This is a genomic window from Microbacterium sp. cf332 (assembly GCF_900102175.1).
Taxonomy (GTDB): Bacteria; Actinomycetota; Actinomycetes; order Actinomycetales; family Microbacteriaceae; genus Microbacterium.
Genome location: NZ_FNKN01000003.1, coordinates 507669 through 532621, shown reverse-complemented (window position 1 = coordinate 532621; position 24953 = coordinate 507669). Strand labels below are relative to the sequence as shown.

Sequence of the window (24953 nt, the reverse complement as noted above, 5' to 3'; positions counted from 1 at the left end):
GGTGCGTGTCGTCAGCCGGCGTTGGCGACGAGCCACGACTCGGCGTTCATGTACGCGCCGTCGACCACGATCTCGAGGTGCAGGTGGGTTCCGAACGCGCGGCCCGTGTCGCCGACCTGGCCGAGCAGCTGACCCGCCGAGACGGTGTCGCCGACCTGCACGGCCCGGGTGCCCCAGTCCATGTGCGCGTAGAGGCTGGTGACGTTGGTGCCGTTGATGTTGTGGGCGACCTTGACGTAGACACCCCAACCGGGGCCGCTCTCGCTCGACGCGACGACGGTGCCGTCGGCGACCGAGTAGATCGGCGTGCCGCGGTCGGCCATGTAGTCGGTGCCGCGGTGACCGGCGTACGGGGTGCCGAAGTTGTTGAACGACATCAGCGGCCGGCGCACCAGACCCGAGCCCGGGGCGACGAGCGGAATCGACTGACTGTACGAGGCGGTCGAACTGCTCGCAGAGATGCGGTTCGCGAGGGCTTCGGCGGCGGCCTTGGCGGCTGCCTCCTCGTCCTTCTTCTTCTGGATCTCTTCGGGCGTGGTCGCTGTGAAGCCGCTGCGGTCGAGGGCGGCGGGTGCGACCTCGGACGCCACGACGATCGACTGCGCGTTGTTGGCAGCGACCTGCTGCAGCGTCATGGCATCGGCCGACGTGCTGCGGACCGCAGCGAAGGCCGGGATCGCGACGGTGGCGACGAGACCGACGACGGCGGCGACCGTGAAGGTGCTGCGGACGGGGTTCACGCGACCGCGACGGCGGCGTGCGGCTCGGTTGTCTGCGGGTGCGACCTCACGGGATTGCCTCTTCGCTACCGAGAAACGGCGCGGGGCACGCAGAGCGCGACCAGAGCGGTCGGGATTCGTCGTGTCGACCTCGGGTACGTCTACCGACGAATCGTTGTGTTCAGCCAAATCAGTCCTCCGGCGCCTCTGCGCGGTGGTCTGCGCTGGCTCGTCGATACTGCGTGACGATGCACGCGACGTTTCGGGTGTCACCGCGTGGACGACGAGCCGAAGAGGCAATCCAGGCGGCGGTCTCGGGCGGGCTTCTCGCCTGAAGACTTCTCGAGGCTACCGGAAGGTAACGAATAAGTCACGCTGTGGTCGCCTTACCCACCCGACGCTCAGACTCGCCGGCGGGCGGACCGCCGTCAGTCGCGGCGCGTGAGGAAGATGTGCGAGGCGACCTCGACCGGCAGCTCGAGACCCTCGTCGGTGCCGTCCATCTGCACGAGGACGTACCCCTCGGAGAACTGGAAGGTGCCCTCGCCCCCCGGGACGACTCCCGCGGCGCGCAGCTGCTGCAGCAGTTCGGGGTCGACCTGAGCCGGCTCGGCGAGGCGACGAACGGTGCCCTCGATGGGTCCGCCCGTCTCGTTGAGCAGGCGGACCAGGCCGACGACGCCGTCGTCGAAGGTGCGCGCCGGCACGTCGCCGAGCTGGTCGAGACCGGGGATCGGGTTGCCGTACGGCGACTCGGTCGGGTGGCCCAGCAGCTCGATGAGGCGGCGCTCGACGAGCTCGCTCATCACGTGCTCCCAGCGACACGCCTCTTCGTGCACGTACGCCCAGTCGAGCCCGATGACATCGCTCAGCAGGCGCTCGGCCAGACGGTGCTTGCGCATGACGTCGACGGCCTTCTGCCGACCGCTGTCGGTCAGCTCGAGCGAACGGTCCTCCGAGACGACGACGAGACCGTCGCGCTCCATGCGGCCGACGGTCTGCGAGACGGTGGGTCCGGAGTGGCCGAGACGCTCGGAGATGCGGGCGCGCAGAGGGACGATCGCCTCTTCCTCGAGTTCGAGGATGGTACGCAGATACATCTCTGTCGTGTCGATGAGATCGGTCATCACAGCCCTTGTCGTACGCGCGGTTGGAAGGGTTCCAGCCTATCCGCTGGTGACGACATCGGAGGCTGCCCTTACCTCCGCCCCGTGGCACGGCGACCCCGGGCGTCGCCCCTAGAATCGGCTCATGGCGCACGTCACCCTGCCCCGAGACATCCTTCCCCGCGACGGCCGCTTCGGCTGCGGCCCCGCCAAGATCCGTCCGGAGCAGGTCGCTGCCCTGTCGGGTCCCGGCTCGATCCTGCTGGGCACGTCGCACCGCCAGTCGCCCGTGAAGAGCCTGGTCGGCCAGGTACGGTCCGGCCTCTCCGATCTGCTGCGGCTGCCCAACGGATACGAGATCATCCTCGGCAACGGCGGATCGACGGCGTTCTGGGATGCCGCGGCGTTCGGCCTCATCGAGAACCGCAGCCAGAACCTCGTCTTCGGCGAGTTCGGCGGGAAGTTCGGCACCGCCGCCTCCGCACCGTGGCTGCAGGCGCCCGACATCCGCAAGGCCGCGCCCGGCTCGAGCATCGCCCCCGAGGCGGTCGAGGGCGTCGACGTCTACGCCTGGCCGCATAACGAGACCTCGACCGGCGTCGCCGCTCCGGTGCGCCGCGTGGCCGGCGACGCGGGCGCCCTCACGGTGATCGACGCCACGAGTGCCGCGGGCGGGATCGACTTCTCGGTCTCGCAGTGCGACGTCTACTACTTCGCCCCGCAGAAGAACCTCGGCTCCGACGGCGGCATCTGGTTCGCAGCGGTCTCCCCCGCGGCGATCGAGCGGATCGAGCGGGTCGCGGCCTCGGGCCGTTACATCCCCGAATTCCTCAGCCTCAAGAACGCGCTCGACAACTCGCGCCTGAACCAGACGCTGAACACCCCCGCCGTCGCGACGCTCTACCTGCTCGACAAGCAGCTCGAGTGGATCCACAGCAACGGCGGACTGCAGTGGGCCGCCGACCGCACCGCGGAGTCGTCATCGGCGCTGTACGACTGGGCCGAGGCGTCCGAGCACGCGACGCCCTTCGTCGCCGACACCGCCGACCGCTCGCCCGTGGTCGTCACGATCGACTTCGACGACTCGGTCGACGCCGCAGCGGTCGCCAAGAGCCTGCGGGGCAACGGCATCGTCGACACCGAGCCGTACCGCAAGCTCGGCCGCAACCAGCTGCGCATCGCGACGTTCGTGTCGATCGAACCCGAGGACGTGCGTCAGCTGATCAAGTGCATCGACTACACGATCGAGCGCCTCTGAACGGGTTCCGCCCGTGAGACGAAGAACGGATGCCGCATCGCGCGGCATCCGTTCTGTCGTCCGGGCTGAGTTCGCTCAGCGCTCCCAGAGCGATTCGTCGTGGTCGGACTCGTCGTCGTCCTCGTCGGACTCGTCGTCGTCCTCGTCGTCCTCGGTGCCATCGGAAGCACCGGCGTCGAGAGCGTCGATGTCGACCCCGTCGACGTCTCCCGCGTGCGTCACCGCGGTGCTGCCGTCGGCGAAGGACTCGTCGTCGACGTCGTCGTCCTCATCGACGTCGTCGTCCTCATCGAGGTCGGCGTCGTCATCGAGGTCGGCGTCGGCCTCGTCATCCTCGTCGTCGGCGTCGTCCTGCGCCGCGGCCTGCGCCGCCTGATACTCGGCGAGACGCACCGCCCAGGGCACCCAATCGGGAGCGAGCAGGGCGCCGGCCGCGGGAAGCAGCTCGACCTCGAGCACGGTCGGCTCGGCGTCGGGGACGACGGCGACGCTGACGGTCCAGAGCCATCCCGGGTAGCCGGCGAGACGGTTGGCGAAGCGCAGCGAGACGACGCCGTCGGGCTCGACGACGTAGTCGACGGGGTCGCCGACGGTCGCGAGCGGCGTGATCTCACCGAGTGCGGCGAGAGCCAGGTCGTGCGCGGCGATCAGCCGTTCGTCGGCGGCCATGGGAGCGACCGTCTCGGGCGCTCCTGTCTCGCGCGCCGCAGCCTCCGGCGCGTCCACGGCAGCGGTCTCGTCCGACGTCGCAGCGTCGGCGGGCTCAGGCGTCGAGGTCATCGGCGACCTTGCGCAGCACCGCGGCGATCTTCTTGCCGTGACCCGCGCTGGGGTACCGGCCGCGACGGAGGTCGGCGCCGATGCCGTCGAGGAGCTTGACGAGGTCCTCGACGATGATCGCCATGTCGTCCGCGGGCTTGCGGTTGCGCTTGCTCAGGCTCACGGGAGCCTCGAGGACGCGGACGGCGAGGGCCTGCAGCCCGCGCTTGCCGTCGGCGACCCCGAACTCCAGGCGCGTGCCGGGCTTGAGCGACTCGGTGCCCGCCGGAAGAGCCGTGGCGTGCAGGAAGACGTCCTGGCCGTCATCGGAGGAGATGAAGCCGAACCCCTTCTCGTCGTCGTAGAACCTGACCTTGCCGGTGGGCATGTGCGTACCTCGCTGTCACGGCCCGCGTCTCGCGGGCAGAACGGAATCCCGGGGACGTCCTGCTCCCCGGCATCCAGCCTACGTCACCGCCGTGAAGCGCTACGCTGATGCGGATGAGCACGCGCAGCACGGGTGATGACCTTCCGGTCCGCCGCATAGACCGCATTCTCGCGTTCATGTCGCTGGGGCTGCTGATCCTCGCGATCGTCTGCTTCTTCGCCATCATCATCGGCACGGCGACGGGCATGGAACAGGCCGACTTCGGTGCCGGCGCGTGGCCGACCGTCAGTGCGATCGTCTGGATCGCCCCGCCCATCGCCTTCGCCCTGCTGCTGACGGTGCTCATCATGACCTTCATCCGACGGGGCCGGGCCAACAAGGGCCGGTGACGTGACCCCCGTCGACGCACGCGCTCTCGCGACCTGGCTCGCCGCGTCGGACGACGACGCCCTCATCGACCTCCTGCGCCGACGCCGCATCCCGCCCGAGGCCGCCTGGTCCGACTTCTTCGATGCCGCGGAGGCCCTGCTCGACCCCGCCGCGGTGGCCAAGGCCGCACCGTTGCTCTCGCGGCCGCTCGTCGAGGCGATCGACCTCGCCGTCGAGGCGGATGCCCCCGTGCCTCCCGGCGACGAGCGCGCGCAGCTGACCCGCCTCGGTCTCGTCTCACCCGACGGCGTGCCGTACGCAGGTGTGACGGCCGTCTGGGGCGACCTTCCCCGCCCCGCCGCGTCCTCCACCGGTTCGCGGCACGCGGAGCCCGAAGACGACGCGCAGCTCGCCGAGCAGGCCTTCACCGCGCTCTCGTCGCTCGCCGACGTCCTCTCGCTCGCCGGCCCGGCGCCGCTCGGACGCACCGGGGCGGGCACGCTCGGGGCGGGCGACCGCCGCCGGCTCATCGATGCGGGCGCGGTCGCCGACCCCGATGCCGCCGACCTCGTCATCGCCATCGGACTCGACGCCGGGTTGCTCGGTCCGATCGACCGCGAGTGGCGGGTGACTCCGGAAGGCGGCGCCTGGCTGCTGCGCGGGTCGGTCGACCGGTGGGCCACGGCCGCGCGGCGGCTGCGTGACGCGCTGCCCGCCGCGCTGCGCACCTCATCCGGCGGATGGCTGCCGCTGACGCACTGGCACGGGGCGTACCCGCTCGACCCGCAGTGGTCCGCTCGCGCGGACCGGCTGCTGGCCCAGTGGCGGTTCTGGGCGATCGTCGACGGATCGGGGCGACCCGCCGGCTGGGCCGAGGGGTTCGCGACCGGGCGCGACATCGATCTCGCCGCCCTGCAGGAGCGCCTGCCGGGCGAGGTCGACCGCATCTTCCTGCAGAACGACCTGACCGCCATCGCCCCCGGCCCTCTCGAGCCCGCGATCGATGCGCGCCTGCGCCGGGCCGCACGACGAGAGTCGCGGGCGCAGGCCTCGACCTACCGCTTCTCGGCCGAGTCGATCGGTGCGGCCCTCGCCGCCGGCGAGGACGCCACCGCCCTGGCCGAGTTCCTCACGAGCATCTCGCTGACGGGGATGCCGCAGCCGCTGGCCTACGAGCTCGAACGGGCGGCACGCCGCCAGGGCCGGCTCCGCGTGGGTATCGACGCGCAGGGGCGCACCCAGGTCACGGCATCCGAGCCCGGCATCCTCGACACCCTCGCCGTCGATCAGGCGCTGCGCCCGATCGGGCTCGTGCCCGACGGCGATCGCCTCGTCAGCCGCAGCTCCGTCGACGCGGTGTTCTGGATGCTGAGCGATGCGCGATACCCCGTCGCCGCTGTCGACGAGGCGGGCGACGTTCAGGTGCTCGATCGCGCGCGCCTCGTCGACCCCGAGCAGCAGTCTGCGGCCGAGGAGGGTGATGACGTATACCGGGCGCTGGTGAACCGCATGCGCGCAGCCCACTCGTCCGACGACGCGGATGCGGCCTGGCTCGGGCGCGAGCTCGAGCAGGCCGTGAAGGCCCGCTCCGTCGTGACGGTCACCGTGCGACTCCCCGACGGAACGACCCGCGACTTCGTGCTCGAGGCGACCGGTCTGGGCGGCGGGCGCCTGCGCGGCCGCGACCGCGCCTCGGACGTGGAGCGCACCCTCCCGGTCTCGAGCATCGTCTCGGCACGCCTGTCCTGAAAGCTCGGGGGGGCTGCGCAGGCCGACGCCCATCGAGCACCGGTACGATTGCTCGTTATGGCTGATGGCCCCCTGATCGTCCAGAGCGACCGCACCGTGCTGCTGGAAGTCGCCCACCCGAGCGCCGAGGACGCGCGCCACGAGCTGGCGATCTTCGCCGAGCTGGAGCGCGCCCCCGAGCACATCCACACCTACCGCATCACCCGGCTGGGGCTGTGGAATGCGCGCGCGGCCGGGCACACCGCCGACGACATGCTCTCGACGCTCGACCGGTGGTCGCGGTTCCCCGTGCCCCCGTCGGTGTCGACCGACATCCGCGAGACCGTCACACGCTACGGACGTCTGGTGATCGAGCGCGACGACGAGGGCACGCTGATCCTCCGCTCGACGGACGCCGCGGTGCTGGCCGAGGTCACGAAGAACAAGCGCATCCAGCCGCTGCTCCTCGGCCACCCCACGCCCGACACCTTCGTCGTCGACGCCTGGGCGCGCGGTCAGATCAAGCAGGAGCTGCTGAAGATCGGCTGGCCCGCCGAAGACCTCGCCGGCTTCACCCCGGGCACGCCCCACGAGATCGAGCTGGACGAGGACGGCTGGACGCTGCGCCCCTACCAGCGCAAGGCCGTCGACATCTTCACCGAGGGCGGATCGGGCGTCGTCGTGCTCCCCTGCGGCGCGGGCAAGACCCTCGTCGGGGCCGCGGCGATGGCCGACACCAAGACGACGACCCTCATCCTGGTCACCAACACCGTCAGCGCCCGCCAGTGGCGCAACGAGCTGCTCAAGCGCACGAGTCTGACGCCCGAGGAGATCGGCGAGTACTCCGGCCAGTCGAAGGAGGTCAAGCCGGTCACGATCGCGACCTACCAGATCCTCACGGCGAAGCGTAAGGGCGAGTACGCCCACCTCGCGCTGCTCGATGCCCTCGACTGGGGACTCGTGGTCTACGACGAGGTGCACCTGCTCCCCGCCCCGGTCTTCAAGCTCACCGCCGATCTGCAGGCGCGGCGGCGCCTCGGCCTCACCGCGACGCTCGTGCGCGAAGACGGGCGCGAGGGCGACGTGTTCAGCCTCATCGGCCCGAAGCGGTTCGACGCGCCATGGAAGGAGATCGAGGCCCAGGGCTTCATCTCCCCCGCCGTCTGCTACGAGGTGCGCGTCGACCTGCCGGCATCCGACCGGCTCGAGTACGCGGCGTCCGCCGACGACGAGCGCTACCGCCTCGCAGCGACCGCGCACGCCAAGATCGGGGTCGTCCGCGACCTCGTGGCGAAGCACCCCGGCGAGCAGATCCTCGTGATCGGGCAGTACCTCGACCAGATCGACGTGCTCGCCGACGCACTGGGGGCACCGAAGATCACCGGATCGACGCCGGTCGACGAGCGCGAGGAGCTGTACGACGCGTTCCGCACCGGCGAGATCCCGGTGCTGATCGTCTCGAAGGTCGCGAACTTCTCGATCGACCTCCCCGACGCGTCGGTCGCGATCCAGGTGTCCGGCTCGTTCGGCTCGCGACAGGAGGAGGCCCAGCGTCTCGGGCGTCTGCTGCGGCCGAAGTCGAACGGCCACACGGCGAGCTTCTACACCCTCATCGCGCGCGACACCGTCGATCAGGACTTCGCGCAGAACCGGCAGCGCTTCCTCGCCGAGCAGGGATACAGCTACACGATCCTCGACGCCGAGACCCTCGAGGCGGCCTGACCGACCGGAGCGCCGTCAGGGCTTGGTGAGGTCGGGCGTCGGCTCGCCCGGAAGCGGCACGGTGGCGGTCGGCGTGGGCATGGGCACCGGTGCGGGCAGCGGTGCCCGCGGCAGCGCGTAGGTGCGCACGATCGGGCGCCGCCGCAGCACGTACTCGACGGCTGCGCAATAGCCGCCCAGCAGCAGCACCGAGCTCGCGAAGCTGACCCAGCCGACATCCGTCGCCGACGGGTCGGAGAGCCCCGCGAGACCCAGCAGGAATGCGAGCAGGTTGTTCACGATGTGCACCGCGATCGCAGCCTCCAGGCCCCCCGTGCGCCATGTGAGCCACCCCGCGGCGACGGCGAAGAGTCCGACGGCGGCCTGACCCACCGGGTCGTAGAGGTGCCCGATCACGAAGAGCGGCACCGGCAGCAGGATCGCGAAGAGCGGATGCCGCAGCCACCGGCCGATGGACTGCATGAGGTAACCGCGGAAGACGTACTCCTCGGCCGTCGCCTGCACCGGTACGAGCAGCAGCACCACCAGCAGGCTCAGCCATACCGTCGCCCCGGCGGCCGGCGTGATCGTGGCCGCACTGTCGTCGGCGGGGAGGAACGCGGTCGCGAGCGTCACGATCACCGCCATCGCCACGGCGAGACCGGAACAGACGAACAGCCAGCGCCACCGCAGACGCCCGTAGACCGCCGAGGCGAAGCCGACGCGGCGGCCGTTGACGATGAGCGAAGCGAGTAGGTACGCAGGCAGCATGAGCGCGATCGAGCCGAGACCGATCAGCAGCGACAGCGGGCTCGCCACGTCGAGCGCCCCGGCATCCTGCAGCACGCCGTCGAGGGCCCGTGCGACGTCATCGCTCGTAAGAGAGACGAGGACCGCGACGAGCGAGACCGCCAGCACCATGACGACGTAGAACGCGACCCCGAGCGCGCCCACCGCGAGCGGCGTCCACCATCCCGAACGGCGGCGCGCGAACACGAGCCGATGGAATGCGAGACGGTCGGAATCGATCGGACGCGGCATGCCTCCATCCTCTCGCGGCCCCTACCAGGTCGACGACCGACGGCGCGATATCCAGCAAACCGATGGATTCCGGTGCCAGTATGGCCGTATGACAGCACCGCGCATCCTCGTCGTGGACGACGAACCGAACATCCGTGACCTGCTGATCACCGGGCTGAAGTTCGCCGGCTACCAGGTCCGCGCCGTCGGCAACGGCGCTCAGACGATCTCGGCCGTGCTGGAGGAGGAGCCCGATCTCATCGTGCTCGACGTCATGCTGCCCGACATGAACGGCTTCAGCGTCACCAAGCGGCTGCGGGGCGCCGGCTACACGGCTCCTATCCTCTTCCTCACCGCGAAGGACGAGACCGAGGACAAGATCGAGGGGTTGAACGCCGGCGGCGACGACTACGTCACCAAGCCGTTCAGCCTCGACGAGATCGTCGCCCGCATCCAGGCGATCCTGCGCCGCACCATGCAGGCCGACGAGGAATCGATCATCCGCTCGGGCGAGCTCACCATGGACCAGGACACCCACGACGTGCAGGTCGGCGACGTCTCGATCGACCTCTCGCCCACCGAGTTCAAGCTGTTGCGTTACCTGATGCTCAACCCCAACCGGGTGCTCAGCAAGGCGCAGATCCTCGACCACGTCTGGGAGTACGACTTCAACGGCGACGCCGGGATCGTCGAGAGCTACATCTCCTACCTCCGCCGGAAGATCGACCCGCACTCCTCCGAGCCGCTGATCCAGACCAAGCGCGGCTTCGGGTACATGCTCAAGGCCGACAAGTCGGCCTGACCCGCGGGAGCGCAGACGCCTGAGCGATTCCGCGAACGACGGCGTCACCCGCTGGTGGCGCGGCATCAGCCTGCGCACGAAGGTGACGGGCGTCATCGTCACCCTGCTCGCCATGGGCCTGATCGCCGCGGGCGTGGGCACCATGGTCTTCCTGCGCAATGCGCAGGTCGCCGCCCTCGACGGGAGCCTGCGCTCGCTCGCCCCCACCGATCTGGCGAGCACCGTCATGGACGTGACCGTCGTCGACGGCATCGCACTCTTCGAGGAGAAGGCCTCGGCTCCGCCGACCAACTTCGTCGTCGCCATCTACAGCTTCGAGGGTGAGCTGGTCGCGGTTGCGGGCGGCTCCGGATCCGTTCGCCCCGAACTCCCCGAGACCTTCCCGCTCGATCGCACCGTCGTGAAGGGGACCGAGCCGTTCGAGCTCGCCGCTGAAGGCGGGACGGGCACGTTCCACGCGAGCGCCGACGTGCTGCAGCCCGAGGGGTCGCGGGAGAGCTACACCCAGCTGGTGGCACTACCGCTGACGGGCGTCACCCAGACGGTCGCGAACTTCATCAGCATCTACACCGTCATCGCCGCGCTCATCCTGATCGCGGGAGCGCTCGGCACCCGCTGGCTGGTGACCCTGACCTTCCGCAGCCTCAGCCAGGTCGAGGACACCGCCATGACCATCGCGGCGGGCGACCTCAGCCAGCGCATGGGCGACATCTCGCCCGGCACCGAGGTGGGGCGCCTGAAGATCGCCATCAACGCCATGCTCGACCGCATCGACACGGCGCTCGCCCAGCGCGACGCGACCGTGCAGCAGATGCGGCGGTTCATCGGCGACGCGAGCCATGAGCTGCGTACACCGCTCGTGACGGTGCGCGGCTACGCGGAGCTGTACCGCATGGGCGCCATCACCGACGCCGAGCACACCGCGCAGTCGATGGACCGCATCGAGAAGGAGGCCGTCCGCATGAGCGGTCTCGTCGAGGACCTGCTGGCCCTCGCCCGGCTCGACGAGCGCCGCGACCTCGTCGTCGCCCCCGTCGATCTGCGCCCCATCGCACGCGACGCAGCGCTCGACACGCGTGCGGCCGCGCCCGAGCGCGAGGTGTCGGTCATCGAGTTCACCGACGAGACGCTGACGCTCGAACTGCCGTCCGACGACAAGCCCGGGCCCGCCGGCCGCCGCAGCGCCGGCCGCGGCCGGACCGGGCCCTCCCTGCCGCGCCTGCGGCGTCGCCCGCGCGATGAACGCAGCGCCCGCTCCACCGCCGGGGCCCGCCCCGACGACGAGCGCCCCGCGGATGCGGCCGCCGACGGCCCGCCGTTGCTGCAGCCCGCTGAGCCGCCTCTCGTGCCGGTGGTGCTCGGCGACGAGAACCGCATCCGCCAGGTCGTCGCCAACTTGATCGGCAACGCCCGCCGGTACAGCCCGGCCGGGACGCCGATCGAGATCGCCGTCGGCCTCGACCGGCACGCGCGCATGGGGTGGATCTCGGTGATCGACCACGGCGAGGGCATCCCCGAACCGCTGCGCGAGAAGATCTTCCAGCGGTTCTGGCGCGCCGACACCTCGCGCACCCGAGAGACCGGAGGGTCGGGGCTCGGCCTGTCGATCGTGGCGTCGATCGTGGAGGCACTGCACGGGTCGATCGACGTCCAGGGCACGCCCGGTGGTGGAGCGACCTTCCGCGTCGCCTTCCCCCTCGCCGACCGGCGCGACGCGGCGGAGCACCTCTGGATCGCGACACAGCCCCTGCCGCGCCTGCGCGACGACCGCTGAGCCACGGGCCGCCGTCCGCTCCTCCCCTGTCGCCGACGGACGGCCAGCCTCCGCGGGGCCGCGTCGACACGGTGCCCGGGCTCCCCAGAGGCCCTAACGTGACGTCATCCCTTCGGATACGACGCAAGGAGCTATATGGCCATCTTCTCCATCGACAGCGACGCCGTGGCCGGAGCCACGGCAGCCATCCGCACGACGGCGGGACGCATCGAGAGCGACACCGGCGCGATGATGGCGCAGCTGACCCAGCTGCAGGGGTCGTGGACGGGCAGCGCCGCGGTCGCGTTCCAAGGCGTGGCCGAGCGCTGGCGAGCGGCCCAGCGCGAGGTCGAGGCGGCCCTGGGCGACATCGGCTCGGCGCTGGACGCAGCCGGACAGCAGTATCTGCACGCCGAGGCCACGGCCGCGGGCATGTTCCGCTGAACCGGGAAACGAAGAACGGCCCCTCCCGAAGGAGGGGCCGTTCTTTGTGATGGATCAGAAGTCCATGCCGCCCGTGGGGTCACCAGCCGGAGCGGCGACCTTCTCGGGCTTGTCCGCCACGACCACCTCGGTCGTGAGGAACAGGCCGGCGATCGAGGCTGCGTTCTGCAGCGCCGAGCGCGTGACCTTGGCGGGGTCGATGATGCCCTGTGCGAACAGGTCGCCATACTCGCCGGTCGCAGCGTTGAGGCCGTGACCGACCTCGAGCTCGGCCACCTTGTTGGCGACGACACCGGGCTCGAGACCGGCGTTGAGGGCAATCTGCTTGAGCGGAGCCTCGATCGCGACACGAACGATGTTCGCGCCGGTCGCCTCGTCACCCGTGAGCTCGAGTCCGGCGAACGCGTTCTTGCCGGCCTGGATGAGCGCGACGCCACCACCGGCGACGACACCCTCTTCGACGGCCGCCTTGGCGTTCCGGACGGCGTCCTCGATGCGGTGCTTGCGCTCCTTGAGCTCGACCTCGGTCGCGGCTCCGGCCTTGATGACGGCGACGCCACCGGCGAGCTTCGCGAGGCGCTCCTGGAGCTTCTCGCGGTCGTAGTCGCTGTCGGTGTTGTCGATCTCGCGGCGGATCTGGGTCACGCGGCCCTCGAGCTGAGCCGAGTCGCCGGCACCCTCGACGATCGTGGTCTCGTCCTTGGTGATGATGACCTTGCGAGCGCGGCCGAGCAGGTCGACGGTCGCGTTCTCGAGCTTGAGGCCCACCTCTTCGGTGATGACCTGGCCACCCGTGAGGATCGCGATGTCCTGCAGCTGAGCCTTGCGACGGTCGCCGAAGCCGGGAGCCTTGACGGCAGCCGACTTGAAGATGCCGCGGATCTTGTTGAGCACCAGCGTCGCGAGAGCTTCGCCCTCGACGTCCTCGGCGATGATGAGGAGCTCCTTGCCCTCCTGGATCACCTTGTCGACGATCGGCAGAAGGTCCTTGATGTTCGAGATCTTCTGGTTCGCGATGAGGATGTACGGGTCCTCGAAGACAGCCTCCTGGCGCTCCGGGTCCGTGACGAAGTAGGGGTTCAGGTAGCCCTTGTCGAAGCGCATGCCCTCGGTGAGCTCGAGCTCGGTGCCGAAGGTGTTCGACTCCTCGACGGTGACGACGCCTTCCTTGCCCACCTTGTCGATGGCCTCGGCGATGAGCTCGCCGATCGACGCGTCAGCGGCCGAGATGGATGCGGTGGCAGCGATCTGCTCCTTCGACTCGACCTCCTTGGCGTCGGCGAGGAGCTGGTCGGTGATGGCCTTGACGGCCTTCTCGATGCCCTTCTTGAGCGAGATGGGGTCGGCGCCGGCTGCGACGTTGCGCAGACCCTCGCGCACGAGCGCCTGAGCGAGCACGGTCGCGGTGGTGGTTCCGTCACCGGCGACGTCGTCGGTCTTCTTGGCGACCTCCTTGACGAGCTCCGCGCCGATCTTCTCGTACGGGTCGTCGAGCTCGATCTCCTTAGCGATCGAGACACCATCGTTCGTGATGGTGGGGGCGCCCCACTTCTTTTCGAGCACGACGTTGCGACCGCGCGGGCCGAGCGTCACCTTGACGGCGTCGGCCAGGATGTTCAGGCCGCGCTCGAGGCCACGGCGGGCCTCCTCGTCGAAAGCGATGATCTTTGCCATGTGTGTGTCGTCCCTCCCGGACGGTGGAGAACAGTCTTTAGCACTCGACGAATGCGAGTGCTAAAGCCATTCTGGCACTCGCCCATGGGGAGTGCAAGCCACGCGACGCGGTCATGACGCACGAACGACAGAGCGCGCCGCGATTCGCGGCGCGCTCTGTCGTGACGAGGTGGTTCAGGCGACGACGCGCACCGACTCGGCCTGCGGACCCTTCTGTCCGGTACCGACGGTGAACTCGACGGCCTGCCCCTCTTCGAGGACGCGGAAGCCGCTCATCTCGATGTTGGAGTAGTGGACGAAAACGTCCTGACCCTCGTCGACGGTGATGAAGCCGAAGCCCTTCTCGGCGTTGAACCACTTGACGGTTCCCTGTGTCATGCGAATCTCCTGATGCTGTGCGACAGCGTCATCGTATGCAGGGGATTTCGCGAGATGACGCGGTTCCGGCCACTGTTGACATGGCCGCATCGAGAACTTCACGCGCGTGAAACACGCGGGCTCACTCGCCGCCGTCGCCGCCCTGCAGCCGGTCCGCACCGAGCACGATCGTCAGCTGTTTGCCGGGGGTCCCGTCCTCGTTCGTCGGCCCCGGGTAGGCGTCGCTCATCTCGATCGCAGCGCCGCCGACGACCTCGGCGAGCCCTCGGGCCGCCCCCTCGTCGTCCGCAGTCAGGTAGTAGATCGTGGTCGTCGCGAAATCCTGGGTGCCGGCCTCGCCCGCGTCGACGACATCCGAACTCCATCCCGCTCCCACCACGGTGTCGCGGACGGAGTTCGCGAGGCCGCGCTCCGTCGTGGCGTTGAGGATCAGGACCGGGTACGACGTGTCGATGACCGGCTCGGCGTCGACCGTGGTCTCCGCAGCGGGGGCCGACGACTGCGACGTCGGGAACAGAGCGATCCGGCCGGTGACGAGCAGTGTCCCGAAGATCCCGACGGCGACGAGCACGAGCACCGCGGCCGCGGCCCAGAACAGGAGCACGGCCGGTCGCAGCCGTGGGTTCTCGGCGCGGTGGGCGCCGACCCGGACGGAGTCGGCGGGCAGCTCGTCGAAGCGGTCCTTCGGGTATGTCGTTGTCGGCACGGGGGAATGCTATCTGCCGAACCTCGGCGTCACATGGCAGCGCGGTCGGTGCGCGACCGCTCTGCAGCGGCTCGCATCCGTCGGAGCCGATGGACGAGCATCGGGTCGTACGAGAGCGCGTCCGTCGACTCGATGACCCGCCCGAGAAGCTGGTAGTAGCGCGCCGGACTCAGCGACAGCTCCGCGCGCACCGCCTCTTCTTTCGCACCGCTGTGCGCACCCCAGCGCGCCTCGAACTCGAGGAGCGAGCGATCACGATCGGAGAGGGCCACGACCCCACGCTACGACCGGATGTGCTTCGCGCCGGGACGCCACTCCCACCAACGCCCGAGCGGATCGGCGGCCGCGTCGATCTCACCGTCGAGGGCGACCGCGAAGCCGTCGGGCCAGTCGGCGGAGCCACCGCCCACCCACGCATCGTGGGTGGCCGGTGCGTCGATCGTCAGCCAGCGCCCGAGCCGCCGAGCGGTCTCGATCACCTGCCCGCGCGGCTCCCGCGGGATGTGGACCAGGACGCCCGGAGTGGTGATCACCAGCGTGGCGTCCGCCGGGGCCAGGGCGGCCACCTCGGGCAGGAGCGAGAGGGCATCCCCCGCGAACAGGTTCGGCGGATCGACGGCGGCGATGTCGGCCGCGGCACGGATGCGCTCGGCCCGGCCGCTCTCGCCCGGCCACACCAGGCGGGCGAGCCAGTCGACGTCTCGGGGGCGGCGCACGTCGAGCGGCGCGAGGTCGATGCCGGCGCGCCAGACGACATCGGGCAGTCGCACCCGCGGCATCCGCTCACCGCGCACCGCACTGACCAGTTCGACGGCGGTCTCCCCCGACGCCGGGTCGAGGCGCGTCTCCCCCGCCTCACCGACGTACCGATACGAGTACCGGTCGGGATACAGGCAGAGGCCCGCACTGGCTCCGACCTCGAGGAGGGCGATGGGGCCGTCGATACGCGACAGGGTGGGCAGCAGCACGGCGCACCGCAGCGGTTCGTTCGTCTGCACCGATCGCGCGCGGGTCTCGGCGACGACCTCGTCGGCGTTCTCGATCACCCACGCGGCCCACGCCTCGGCGTCGACATCGCCCGACCCGAGCAACCGGCACACCGCGAACACCAGGGGCGGCTGACGACGCGTCGCGGGCAGGCGCGCGAGCACGTCCTGCAGCGCGGGCTCGTCGACGACACGCTGGGCCCAGTCGGCGTAGAGGTCCGATCGCCCCGGGGCCTCTTCGCGGGCGAAACGCCGGTAACGCTCGATGACGGCGGCGGAGTCGGCGGACATGCTGCCATTCTCCGGGAACATCGACCCCCGCCGTCGAGTTGAATAGGACGAGGCGAAGGAGCAGACATGACTTATTCCGTGAACAAGACCGACGACCAGTGGCGCGACGAGCTCAGCCCGGAGCAGTACGCCGTCCTGCGTCAGGCCGGCACCGAGCGCGCGTGGACGGGCGAGCTGCTCGACGAGAGCCGCGCGGGCCTCTACGCGTGCGCCGCGTGCGGCGCCGAGCTCTTCCAGAGCGGCACCAAGTTCGACTCGCACTGCGGGTGGCCGAGCTTCTACGAGTCGGTGCGCCCGGAGGCCGTCGAGCTCATCGAGGACCGCTCGCACGGCATGGTCCGCACCGAGGTGCGCTGCGCCAACTGCGGGTCGCACCTCGGACACGTCTTCCCCGACGGGTTCGGCACGCCCACGGGCGACCGCTACTGCATGAACTCGCTGTCGCTGTCGTTCACGCCCGAGCAGGGGAAGTGACCGGCGCCTTCGAGGCTGCTCGAGACCGCCGGTCGTGGTCGAAGGTCACCGACGAGGCGCCGACCCATGAGGAGCTGGTGCGGCTCGTGTCCGCCGCCGGACGCGTGGCGGACCACTCCTCGTTGCGTCCGTGGCGCCTCATCGAGATCCGGGGCGACGACCGCGTGCGACTCGGCCGGGCACTGAACAAGGCCGAGGGCAAGAAGGGCGAGTCGACGAAGCCGTTGCGCGCACCCCTGCTGATCGCCCTCGTCGCCAGCTACAGCACGAAGAGCAAGGTGCCGCGCTGGGAGCAGGAGGCCGTCGCCTCAGGGGTGGCCCACGTGCTCAGCCTGCTCCTCGACGAGGCCGGATGGGGTGTCTTCTGGCGTACCGGAGGGGCCACGCGGACGAAGGCGGTCGCGAAGGCGCACAAGCTCGGCAAGCGCGAAGAACTGCTCGGATGGCTGTACGTCGGCGGCAAACCGGAGGGCCGCGACTCGGGCCGTCGTAAGACGGTCGACGGCGAGGCGTTCCTGACCGCTATGCCCTGACGCCCGAGGTCAGGTCGGCGGGTGCGCGCTGGAACGGAACGGACGCCGGGCGAGGCGGCTGTCGTCGAGCAGCTCGGTCATCTCGACGTCGAGCGCCGCGGAGATACGCGCCAGCTCCTCGATCGACATGGGCGACGGACGGCGGATGTGCAGACGCCGAGCAAGCGTTCGCATCGGGATGCCGGTCGCCTCCGCCAGCCACTCCTGCGTCCGCCGCTCGTCGGCGAGCACTGCTCGAATGGACCGGGCTACCCGGACGCTTAGCAAACCGTCTGCCATATGGCAACAGTATTGACCATGCTTGCCACATGGCAACACCTTTGCCAAACTTGGCACGTGCCCACAGGAAAGACCCCGCAACCCGGTCCGCTCAGTCATCACGTCGCCCGATTGCTCGCCGCCGAGATCTCGCGCCGCGGGCTGCGCCAGACCGATATCGCCGCCGCGGCCGGCATGTCGTCCTCGCAGCTGTCGCGCGTGCTGTCCGCGAAGAAGGTGTTCACGATCGACCAGCTCGACTCGGTGTGCCGCGCCGTCGGCGTGCCCATCGCGCAGGTCGTCGTGATGCCGGAGGACGGCCGCCGACGCAGCCGCCCGGCGGCCGATATCTCCCGCATCGATGTCGGACCCCCGCGCGATACTCAGCGCGCGGTGGCGAAAGCGCCGCACGACGACCGCGGAGGGGACGACGGTGACGGATGACGAACTTCTCAGCACACTCGACCTGCTCGGCGTCCGTCTGATCTTCGCCGATCTGCCGCCCGACCGTGACGGCGAGTACCGTCACGACGTCCGTCTCGTGCGGCTGCGCCCGGGCATGGCACGTCGGCTGCACCGGTCGGTACTCGCCCATGAGTGCGCACACGCCGTCCACGGCGACGTCCCGCTGAGCGATCCCCACCATGCCGAACGGCAAGAGTCGCGGGCCGACGAGTGGGCGGCGCAGATGCTGATCCCGGTCGACGACTACGCGCGAGCCGAGGCGCTCCACGCCGGCCACGTCGAAGCCATGGCCGTCGAGCTCGACGTCACCGTCGATCTCGTGCAGGCGTTCCAGCGCATCCTGCGCCGCGCGCGGGCCGAGCGCACCTCCCGGGCGTGGACGAGCGTCGGCGGGTAGCACAGCACCCGCATGCAGCCGACCGCATGAGCGGAGACGTAAAATCGACGGATGCCCGGATGCGCCTTGAGCGCTGGTCGGAGGCAGACGCCGAAGACCACCGGAGACACCGCGGGAGTCGCATTGCACGGAAACGCCACCACTCGTTACGACGACGTCGCCCTTCTGTCGGTCGCGAGTGTCCTCCCCTCGCGGGTCACCACATCCGATGCGATCGAGGAGCGATTGTCCGGCGTGCTGCGAGACCTGCGCCTCAAGCCGGGTCTGCTGCGCCGCGTCGCGGGAGTCAACGAGCGACGCAACTGGGGCGTGGGTGAGTCCTCCGACGACGCGACGATCCAGGCGGGCCGGCGAGCGCTCGACGAGGCGGGCGTCCGCCCCGACCAGATCGGGCTGCTGATCAACACGTCGGTCTCACGCAAGCACCTCGAGCCCTCCGTCGCGGTGCGTCTGCACCACGGACTGGGCCTTCCGACCTCGGCGATCAACTTCGACGTCGCCAACGCCTGCCTCGGCTTCATCAACGGCATGACCCTGGCGTCCGGCATGATCCAGTCGGGCCAGATCGACTACGCCATCATCGTCAACGGCGAGGACGCCGACGAGATCCAGGTGAACACCGTCGACCGTCTGAACCGCGGCGGTCTCGACCGCGAAGGCTTCATGAGCGAGTTCGCCTCGCTCACGCTGGGCTCGGGCTCGGCGGCGGCCGTGCTCGGCCGTGCGAGCGCCCACCCCGAGGGGCACCGCATCGTGGGCGGCGTGACCCGAGCCGCGACGCAGTTCCACGAGTTGTGCGTCGGCAGCGTCGACGGCATGTTCACCGATGCGAAGGCGCTGCTCAAGGGCGGCCTCGCGCTCGTCGTCGATGCGTGGAAAGAGGCGCAGTCGACGTTCTCCTGGTCGTCGATGAACCGCTACGTCACCCACCAGGTCTCCTCGGTGCACACGAACGCGATCGTGAAGGCCGTCGGACTCGACCGGAAGCGCGTTCCGGTGACCTACCCGACCCTCGGCAACGTGGGTCCGGCATCCATCCCCATCACCCTGGCCGCCGAGCAGGCGACGCTGCGCCGTGACGACCGCGTGCTGCTGATGGGCGTCGGATCGGGCCTGAACACGAGCATGCTGGAGCTCGCCTGGTGATCCCCACGGTGCCGGAGAGCCTGCCCGGAGTCGAGAGCGGCGTGTCGACCACACGCGTCGTGGCGGGAGCGGGGGCAGACGCTGGCGCAGCACGCCGGTGGCACCTGCTCGACACGGGCGCTCTCCTCGAACGCGAGGGCATCGCGCCCGTCGGGACGATCGTCGCCGTGCACGGCAACCCGACCTGGTCATATCTCTGGCGCGGTCTCGTCGCCGCCTCACTCGATCGCGCCCGCCGCGGCGGCACGGCCTGGCGGGTGGTGGCAGTCGATCAGCTCGAGATGGGCTATTCGGAGCGCACCGCCGTGACGCGCGGCCTGCCGCAGCGCATCGCCGACCTCGGGGCTCTCGTCGACGATCTGGCGCTCACCGGCCGCCTCGTCACGATCGGTCACGACTGGGGCGGCCCGATCTCGCTGGGATGGGCTGTCCGCAACGGCGACCGCGTCGACGCTGTCTCCGTGCTGAACACCGCCGTGCACCACCCGGCCGGGATGCCGCTGCCCGCCGCCCTGCGCGTCGCCGGCGCCCGCTCACTGCTCGCGGCGACGACCGTGAAGACGACGGCTTTCCTCGACACGACCTTGGCGCTGGCCGACCCCGCACTCGAACCGGAGGTGCGCGCCGCCTACCGTGCGCCGTACGCGACGAGTGCGCTGCGCCGCGGCATCGGCGCCTTCGTCGCCGATATCCCGGCGACACCGGAGCATCCGAGCACGCCCGCTCTCGACGAGCTCGCGGGCGGGCTCGTCGACCTCGCCGTACCGGCGCTGCTGCTGCGCGGCCCGCGTGACCCGGTCTTCGGCGAGCACCATCTCGACGATCTCGCGCGTCGTCTCCCCCACGCCGACGTGCACCGCTTCGAGGGAGCGGGCCACATGCTCGCCGAGGAGCGGCCGTATGCCGACCTCGTCCTCGACTGGCTCGACGACAATCGCATCGCCACGCCCCAGGCCGACGGCGACGATGCGGAGGCCTCTCGCGTGGTCGCCGACCCGGAGGGCGAGGACGACACCGACCCCGGGCAGACGTCGGATCAGGCACCGTTCGCGCCCATCTGGCAGCGACTGGCCGATCGTCGCGACGACGATGACACCGCCGTGGTCGACCTCACCCGCTCCAGCGCGGGCGGCCCCCTGAGCGTGAGCTGGCGCGAGCTGGCCGAACGGGTGAACCAGCTCGCCGCCGGCTTCGCCGACTTCGGCATCCGCCCCGGCGATCGCGTCTCGCTGCTCGTCCAGCCCGGGCCGACGCTGACCGCCGTGCTGTACGCCTGTCTGCGCATCGGCGCCGTCGTCGTCGTGGCCGATCGCGGCCTGGGCGTCCGGGGGCTCTCCCGCGCGGTACGCGGGACGGAACCCTCGTTCGTCATCGGCGAGCGCGCCGGCCTGGCCGCCGCTCGCGCCCTCGCGTGGCCCGGACGCCGGATCTCGGCCCCGCAGCTCCCGGGCGCCGCCGCGCGAGCCCTGGGCGTCGAGGCCAGCCTCGCGGAGATCGCGACGCGGGGCGCTCGAGGAACCCTCCCCGCGGCTCCGACCGCGGACGACGAGGCCGCGATCCTCTTCACCTCGGGATCCACGGGACCCGCGAAGGGCGTGGTGTACACGCACGGACAGCTGTCGGCACTGCGTGATGTGCTCGGGGCGCACTTCGACGTCACGCCCGACGTGGGCCTCGTGACGGGGTTCGCGCCGTTCGCCCTGCTCGGCCCCGCCCTCGGAACGCGCTCGGCGACCCCGCGCATGGACGTCTCCGCGCCGCGCACCCTCACCGCGGTGGCGGTCGCCGAGGCCGTCCGAGCGTCGCGCGCACGCATCGTGTTCCTCTCCCCCGCCGCCCTCGCGAACGTCTGCGCCACCGCCGGCCGGCTGAGCGACGACGACCGCGCGGCGCTCGCGCAGGTGCGCACGTTCCTCTCCACCGGCGCGCCGGTCGGCATCGACCTGCTCCGGCAGGCGCACGATCTGATGCCGGCGGCCGAGGCGCACACCCCGTACGGGATGACGGAGTGCCTGCTGGTCACCGACGTCACCCTCGACGAGCTGGAGCGCGCACAGAGCGCTCCAGACGCCGGCATCTGCGTCGGCACGCCGATCGGCTCGGGCGACGTCCGCATCTCGGCCCTCGACACCGACGGCCGCGCCACCGGCGAGCTCGCCGCAGACCCGCACGTCGCCGGCGAGATCGTCGTCTCGGCGCCGCATCTGAAGCGCGGCTACCACCGCCTCTGGGCGACCGATCGTGAAGCGGTCCGAGGCACCGGGTCGGTCGCCGGTCGGTGGCACCGCACAGGCGACGTCGGGCACCTCGACGCCGAGGGGCGGCTCTGGGTCGAGGGACGGTTGCCTCACGTCATCGTCACAGCAGACGGGCCGGTCACCCCTGTCGGTCCCGAGCAGCGCATCGAGAAACTCGGCACCGTCCGCCGCGCGGCCGTGGTCGGCGTGGGACCACGCGGCCGCCAGGTGTGCATCGCCGTCCTCGAGACCGCTCGCGGCGCGCGCCAGCCCGGCCTCGCGTCGCCGGAGCTGACCGACCAGATCCGTGCCGCGTCCGACCTCGAGATCGCCGCGGTCCTCGTCGTGCCGGTGCTGCCGACCGATATCCGGCACAACTCGAAGATCGACCGCTCACGGCTGTCGGGCTGGGCCGAACGTGTGCTCGCGGGCGAGAAGCCGAGCGCGCCGTGATCGTCCTCGCCACCGGGGCCTCCGGCTTCCTCGGCCGAGCCGTCGTGGCCGAGCTGCTAGCAGCCGGGCACAAGGTCCGCACCCTGCAGCGACGGCCGTCGCGCGTCGCGGGCGCCCACGACATCCTGGGCTCGATCTCCGACCCCCGGGCCGTCGATGAGGCTGTCTCGGGCGCCGAAGCCGTGGTGCATCTCGCCGCAAAGGTCTCGCTCGCGGGCGACCGCCGGGACTTCCGCGCCGTCAATGTCGACGGCACGACGGCACTGCTCGACGCGGCAGCGGCTGCCGGCGCGACCCGATTCGTGCAGGTGTCGTCTCCCTCGGTGGCGCACGCCGGCTCAGCTCTGGCCGGAGCCGGCGCCGACCCGGCCGATCCCGTCCACGCGCGCGGCGATTACGCCCGCACGAAGGCCGAGGCCGAGCTCATCGCGCTCGCCCGTGACAGCGCGGCGATGCGCGTCGTCGCGGTGCGCCCGCACCTGGTCTGGGGTCCCGGCGACCCGCAGCTGATCGAACGCATCGTCGCGCGAGCCCGGCGCCGCACGCTCCCGCTGCTCAACGGCGGCACGGCGCTCATCGACACCACCTACATCGACAACGCGGCCTCGGGCATCGTGGCGGCTCTGCACCGGGCGGATGCCGTCGGCGGCCGTGCCTACGTGCTGACGAACGGCGAGCCGCGACCCGTCGGCGACCTCATGGCCGGCATCTGCCGCGCGGCCGGCGCGCCGGTCCCGCGCCTGCGGCTGCCCGCTGCTGTCGCTCGCGCGGCGGGCGCCGCCGTAGAACGCGTGTGGCAGGTGCGCCCTGGCGTGGATGAGCCCCCCATGACGCGCTTCCTCGCGGAGCAGCTCTCGACCGCGCACTGGTTCGATCAGACCGACATCCGACGCGACCTGCAGTGGGCGCCGACCGTGTCGATCGACGAGGGACTCGCGCGTCTGGCCGACCACTACGCCGCCAAGCGCTGACGCCGGACTCCGAGGCAGCCGGCGGCTCAGCGGGCGCGGCGCCGCCAGGGGACGACGGCGATCACCACCCCGGCGAAGGCGACCGCTGCGGCCGTCGACGCGGCCAGCAGCGACGGCCCGGACGGGGGCGGCGCGACCGCATCGAGCACGATCGAGGCCGACAGAAGACCGACGACCGAGCCGAGTCCGAGAAGCAGAACGCCGGTGCGCTTCACCAGCGCGGCCGAGAGGACGATGTAGACCACTCCCGTGGGGCCGCCGAGGTACACCCAGGCCGCTGACGGCAGTGCGTCGGGCACACCGCTCGCCGTGACGCTCACCGCGGCGGCGATGCCGAGCGCGATCGTCCCACCGGCGAAGTTGACCGCTGTGGCGGTGATGGGGCTGCCGATCTCGTGCCGGAGACGCCCGTTCGTACCCTGCTGCCAGGCGATGCCCGCGCCGGCGACCACCGGCAGAAGCAGCATCCACCAGGGCACCGGCTCGCCACGCGGACCGAGCGCGCAGAGGATGACGCCGGCGATCGCCAGGAGGCCCCCGACGAGGCGCGGTACCGTGACCGCGACGACGCCGGCCGGTCCGTATCCGACCCGGTCGAGGATGAGCCCTCCCGCCGTCTGCCCGGCGACGACGCCGACCGTGAACAGAGCGACGCCGATCGTCGCGACCGTGAGCCCCTGTGTCGCGACCGTGACGGCTCCGGCGAGCCCGCCGAGCAGCATCCAGACGGGGATGCCTCGGCCCGCCCCGGCCACGAGCAGCCGCACACCGTTCCGGCCACCGCGAGTGAGCACGGTGATCGCGAGAATGAGGACCAGACCCGTGGCGAACGAGATGAAGGCCGCCACGAACCCGTCGCCGACGGCTGCGCCCAGTGCCCCGTTGATGCGCGCCTGGACGGCCGTGAGGATGCCGACGAGCACGGCTCCCGCGACCGCGAGTCCGAGCGGCAGCGTCGAGGTGCGGGCCTGAGCGTTCACTTGCTCAATAGTGCCGGAGAATCGGCGACGCTCCTCACCCGCACCCCCGGCGCCGACCCCCCTTGACGTCTCCTCCGGCACCCGGAAGCGTGGCAAGTCAGAACAGAGAACGTTTCGCGCTCTGGTCCACACGCCGCGCACCCCCTCAGCGCGACGGCCGGCCCGTGAAACGTCCTCCCGAGGGCCATCATGGGTCGCTTCATCTACGGCAACGGGAACGCCAAGGTCGAGATCGAGGATCGGGCGCTCGCCCACTTGCAGCAGGTCATCGGCACCAAGCTGCGCCGCAACGAATGCTTCTTCTTCACGTGGCGCGACGACGTCAGCGTCGGCGACGGCCGTCGCTCGGTCTGGATCCACCACGGTGCGGACCTCGAGTTCAAGTACCACGGGCACCGGTCACCGCGTCTGAACCGCGACTGGCTCGAGGCGCTCACGATCGTCGCCAACTCGGGAACCGGTCTCTACCTGACGCCGGAACCCGCACCGCGCGGCGGCCCTGAGGCGGGCGCCCTGAGCACCGTGCACGTGTCTCCGCAGACCGCCGTCATCTCTTGATCATCTGCCGTCCGAGCGGGGCTGGCACGGCGGCTTAGGCTGGTTCGCATGTACGTGGGCACCATCCGTCAGGTGGAGAGCGCCTCTGTCGAGCTGGCGGGGCATTCCCTCGCCGAGATCCGCGACCAGGCGCAGGCAGCCGCGCCGGCGGGCTTCGATCTCGTCTCGGCACCGGTGCAGATGATCAAGGGCAGCACCGAGCTCAAGGCGACCGCGACCTACCGGCGGCGCGACGTCCTTCGTGACATCGAGGCGGACGATCGCGAGGCTCTCTTCGCGAAAGTGCCCGAGGGCTGGCAGCTCGTCAACCTGCGCAAGCACTGACCAGGGGATGCGGCGACCCCGCCGACTGCCGGGGATGGCTCGGGGCAGGGTTGCGGCCGGTCAGGGATACGCCGA

At 70.7% G+C, this 24953-nt stretch carries 28 protein-coding genes; 16 read left to right on the top strand and 12 right to left on the bottom strand.

The annotated features are described in order from the left end of the window. Positions 1-11 precede the first annotated feature (11 nt). Positions 12-740, bottom strand: a complete 729-nt coding sequence (locus BLT21_RS14145) for a M23 family metallopeptidase (protein ID WP_256336086.1) — start codon at positions 738-740, stop codon at positions 12-14. Positions 741-1147: 407 nt separating this feature from the next. Further along, positions 1148-1846 carry an iron-dependent transcriptional repressor DtxR gene (locus BLT21_RS14140; RefSeq protein ID WP_091503214.1) on the bottom strand — a complete coding sequence of 233 codons (699 nt, stop codon included), beginning with the start codon at positions 1844-1846 and terminating at the stop codon, positions 1148-1150. A gap of 124 nt (positions 1847-1970) precedes the next feature. On the opposite strand from BLT21_RS14140, the gene serC reads away from it, so the two are divergent. Beyond that, entirely contained in the window at positions 1971-3083 is a 1113-nt protein-coding gene (gene serC, locus BLT21_RS14135; RefSeq protein ID WP_091503212.1) for a phosphoserine transaminase, read from the top strand. 75 nt (positions 3084-3158) lie between these two features. Here the strand turns inward: serC and BLT21_RS14130 are convergent, their stop codons facing one another. Together BLT21_RS14130 and BLT21_RS14125 are read right to left on the bottom strand one after the other, a co-directional pair. After that, entirely contained in the window at positions 3159-3863 is a 705-nt protein-coding gene (locus tag BLT21_RS14130; protein WP_091503210.1) for a DUF3027 domain-containing protein, read from the bottom strand. Further along, positions 3847-4230 carry a cold-shock protein gene (locus tag BLT21_RS14125; protein ID WP_091503209.1) on the bottom strand — a complete coding sequence of 128 codons (384 nt, stop codon included), beginning with the start codon at positions 4228-4230 and terminating at the stop codon, positions 3847-3849. The genes BLT21_RS14130 and BLT21_RS14125 overlap by 17 nt, the downstream gene beginning before the upstream one ends. Positions 4231-4343: 113 nt before the next feature. Here BLT21_RS14125 and BLT21_RS14120 point away from each other — a divergent pair, with 113 nt between their 5' ends. From BLT21_RS14120 to BLT21_RS14110, 3 genes are read left to right on the top strand one after another with little or no spacing between them, the layout of a single operon-like run. Next, positions 4344-4619, top strand: a complete 276-nt coding sequence (locus BLT21_RS14120) for a multidrug ABC transporter ATPase (RefSeq protein ID WP_091503207.1) — start codon at positions 4344-4346, stop codon at positions 4617-4619. 1 nt (position 4620) lies between these two features. Beyond that, positions 4621-6348: a helicase-associated domain-containing protein gene (locus BLT21_RS14115; protein ID WP_091503204.1), complete on the top strand. Its 1728-nt coding sequence runs from the start codon at positions 4621-4623 to the stop codon at positions 6346-6348. A gap of 57 nt (positions 6349-6405) precedes the next feature. Further along, positions 6406-8049, top strand: coding sequence for a DNA repair helicase XPB (locus BLT21_RS14110; RefSeq protein ID WP_091503202.1), 1644 nt, complete (start codon positions 6406-6408; stop codon positions 8047-8049). Positions 8050-8064: 15 nt separating this feature from the next. Here BLT21_RS14110 and BLT21_RS14105 read toward each other — a convergent pair whose 3' ends face one another. Continuing rightward, complete coding sequence (locus BLT21_RS14105; RefSeq protein WP_091503200.1) at positions 8065-9069, bottom strand: CPBP family intramembrane glutamic endopeptidase; 1005 nt, start codon at positions 9067-9069, stop codon at positions 8065-8067. An 88-nt stretch (positions 9070-9157) separates the two neighbouring features. Between BLT21_RS14105 and BLT21_RS14100 the strand changes: the two genes are divergently transcribed. The 3 genes from BLT21_RS14100 (at position 9158) to BLT21_RS14090 (ending at position 12047) form a co-directional block, all read left to right on the top strand. Beyond that, positions 9158-9850, top strand: coding sequence for a response regulator transcription factor (locus BLT21_RS14100; protein ID WP_091503198.1), 693 nt, complete (start codon positions 9158-9160; stop codon positions 9848-9850). Between the two features lie 142 nt (positions 9851-9992). Beyond that, positions 9993-11624, top strand: coding sequence for a sensor histidine kinase (locus tag BLT21_RS14095; protein ID WP_371113456.1), 1632 nt, complete (start codon positions 9993-9995; stop codon positions 11622-11624). A gap of 135 nt (positions 11625-11759) precedes the next feature. Next, positions 11760-12047: a WXG100 family type VII secretion target gene (locus BLT21_RS14090; RefSeq protein ID WP_091503196.1), complete on the top strand. Its 288-nt coding sequence runs from the start codon at positions 11760-11762 to the stop codon at positions 12045-12047. Positions 12048-12101: 54 nt separating this feature from the next. Here the strand turns inward: BLT21_RS14090 and groL are convergent, their stop codons facing one another. From groL to BLT21_RS14065, 5 genes are all read right to left on the bottom strand, one after another. Further along, a complete protein-coding gene (groL, locus tag BLT21_RS14085) occupies positions 12102-13721 on the bottom strand; it encodes a chaperonin GroEL (RefSeq protein WP_091503194.1) in 1620 nt (539 codons plus the stop codon). 174 nt (positions 13722-13895) lie between these two features. Further along, on the bottom strand, positions 13896-14099 hold the full coding sequence (locus tag BLT21_RS14080; protein ID WP_091503192.1) for a cold-shock protein: 204 nt from the start codon (positions 14097-14099) through the stop codon (positions 13896-13898). 121 nt (positions 14100-14220) lie between these two features. Further along, entirely contained in the window at positions 14221-14805 is a 585-nt protein-coding gene (locus BLT21_RS14075) for a LytR C-terminal domain-containing protein (RefSeq protein WP_091503190.1), read from the bottom strand. Positions 14806-14834: 29 nt separating this feature from the next. Beyond that, positions 14835-15077, bottom strand: coding sequence for a DUF3263 domain-containing protein (locus tag BLT21_RS14070; RefSeq protein WP_091503188.1), 243 nt, complete (start codon positions 15075-15077; stop codon positions 14835-14837). Between the two features lie 9 nt (positions 15078-15086). Then, positions 15087-16082, bottom strand: a complete 996-nt coding sequence (locus BLT21_RS14065; RefSeq protein ID WP_091503186.1) for a DUF2332 domain-containing protein — start codon at positions 16080-16082, stop codon at positions 15087-15089. A gap of 66 nt (positions 16083-16148) precedes the next feature. Here BLT21_RS14065 and msrB point away from each other — a divergent pair, with 66 nt between their 5' ends. Further along, positions 16149-16556: a peptide-methionine (R)-S-oxide reductase MsrB gene (msrB, locus tag BLT21_RS14060; protein ID WP_091503184.1), complete on the top strand. Its 408-nt coding sequence runs from the start codon at positions 16149-16151 to the stop codon at positions 16554-16556. Beyond that, positions 16553-17089 (top strand): nitroreductase family protein, encoded by a 537-nt coding sequence (locus BLT21_RS14055; RefSeq protein ID WP_091503182.1) that lies wholly within the window; start codon positions 16553-16555, stop codon positions 17087-17089. The genes msrB and BLT21_RS14055 overlap by 4 nt, the downstream gene beginning before the upstream one ends. A gap of 9 nt (positions 17090-17098) precedes the next feature. Here the strand turns inward: BLT21_RS14055 and BLT21_RS15700 are convergent, their stop codons facing one another. Continuing rightward, a complete protein-coding gene (locus tag BLT21_RS15700) occupies positions 17099-17320 on the bottom strand; it encodes a helix-turn-helix domain-containing protein (RefSeq protein WP_176786922.1) in 222 nt (73 codons plus the stop codon). Positions 17321-17425: 105 nt separating this feature from the next. Between BLT21_RS15700 and BLT21_RS14045 the strand changes: the two genes are divergently transcribed. The 5 genes from BLT21_RS14045 (at position 17426) to BLT21_RS14025 (ending at position 23016) form a co-directional block, all read left to right on the top strand. Beyond that, entirely contained in the window at positions 17426-17791 is a 366-nt protein-coding gene (locus BLT21_RS14045) for a helix-turn-helix domain-containing protein (protein ID WP_176786921.1), read from the top strand. Beyond that, complete coding sequence (locus BLT21_RS14040) at positions 17781-18209, top strand: ImmA/IrrE family metallo-endopeptidase (protein WP_218125826.1); 429 nt, start codon at positions 17781-17783, stop codon at positions 18207-18209. Before BLT21_RS14045 ends, BLT21_RS14040 begins: the two co-directional genes overlap by 11 nt. 123 nt (positions 18210-18332) lie before the next feature. Then, a complete protein-coding gene (locus tag BLT21_RS14035) occupies positions 18333-19355 on the top strand; it encodes a 3-oxoacyl-ACP synthase III (RefSeq protein ID WP_256336103.1) in 1023 nt (340 codons plus the stop codon). A 41-nt stretch (positions 19356-19396) separates the two neighbouring features. Further along, on the top strand, positions 19397-22045 hold the full coding sequence (locus tag BLT21_RS14030; RefSeq protein WP_256336085.1) for an alpha/beta fold hydrolase: 2649 nt from the start codon (positions 19397-19399) through the stop codon (positions 22043-22045). Then, entirely contained in the window at positions 22042-23016 is a 975-nt protein-coding gene (locus BLT21_RS14025; RefSeq protein WP_091503172.1) for an NAD-dependent epimerase/dehydratase family protein, read from the top strand. The genes BLT21_RS14030 and BLT21_RS14025 overlap by 4 nt, the downstream gene beginning before the upstream one ends. A gap of 26 nt (positions 23017-23042) precedes the next feature. Here the strand turns inward: BLT21_RS14025 and BLT21_RS14020 are convergent, their stop codons facing one another. Beyond that, the gene (locus BLT21_RS14020) at positions 23043-23996 is read right to left on the bottom strand and encodes a DMT family transporter (RefSeq protein WP_256336084.1); all 954 of its coding nucleotides are present in this window, start codon (positions 23994-23996) and stop codon (positions 23043-23045) included. Positions 23997-24185: 189 nt separating this feature from the next. Between BLT21_RS14020 and BLT21_RS14015 the strand changes: the two genes are divergently transcribed. Both BLT21_RS14015 and BLT21_RS14010 read left to right on the top strand, forming a co-directional pair. Continuing rightward, the gene (locus BLT21_RS14015) at positions 24186-24554 is read left to right on the top strand and encodes a DUF7882 family protein (protein ID WP_256336083.1); all 369 of its coding nucleotides are present in this window, start codon (positions 24186-24188) and stop codon (positions 24552-24554) included. A 48-nt stretch (positions 24555-24602) separates the two neighbouring features. After that, positions 24603-24878 carry a hypothetical protein gene (locus BLT21_RS14010; RefSeq protein ID WP_176786920.1) on the top strand — a complete coding sequence of 92 codons (276 nt, stop codon included), beginning with the start codon at positions 24603-24605 and terminating at the stop codon, positions 24876-24878. Positions 24879-24953 lie beyond the last annotated feature (75 nt).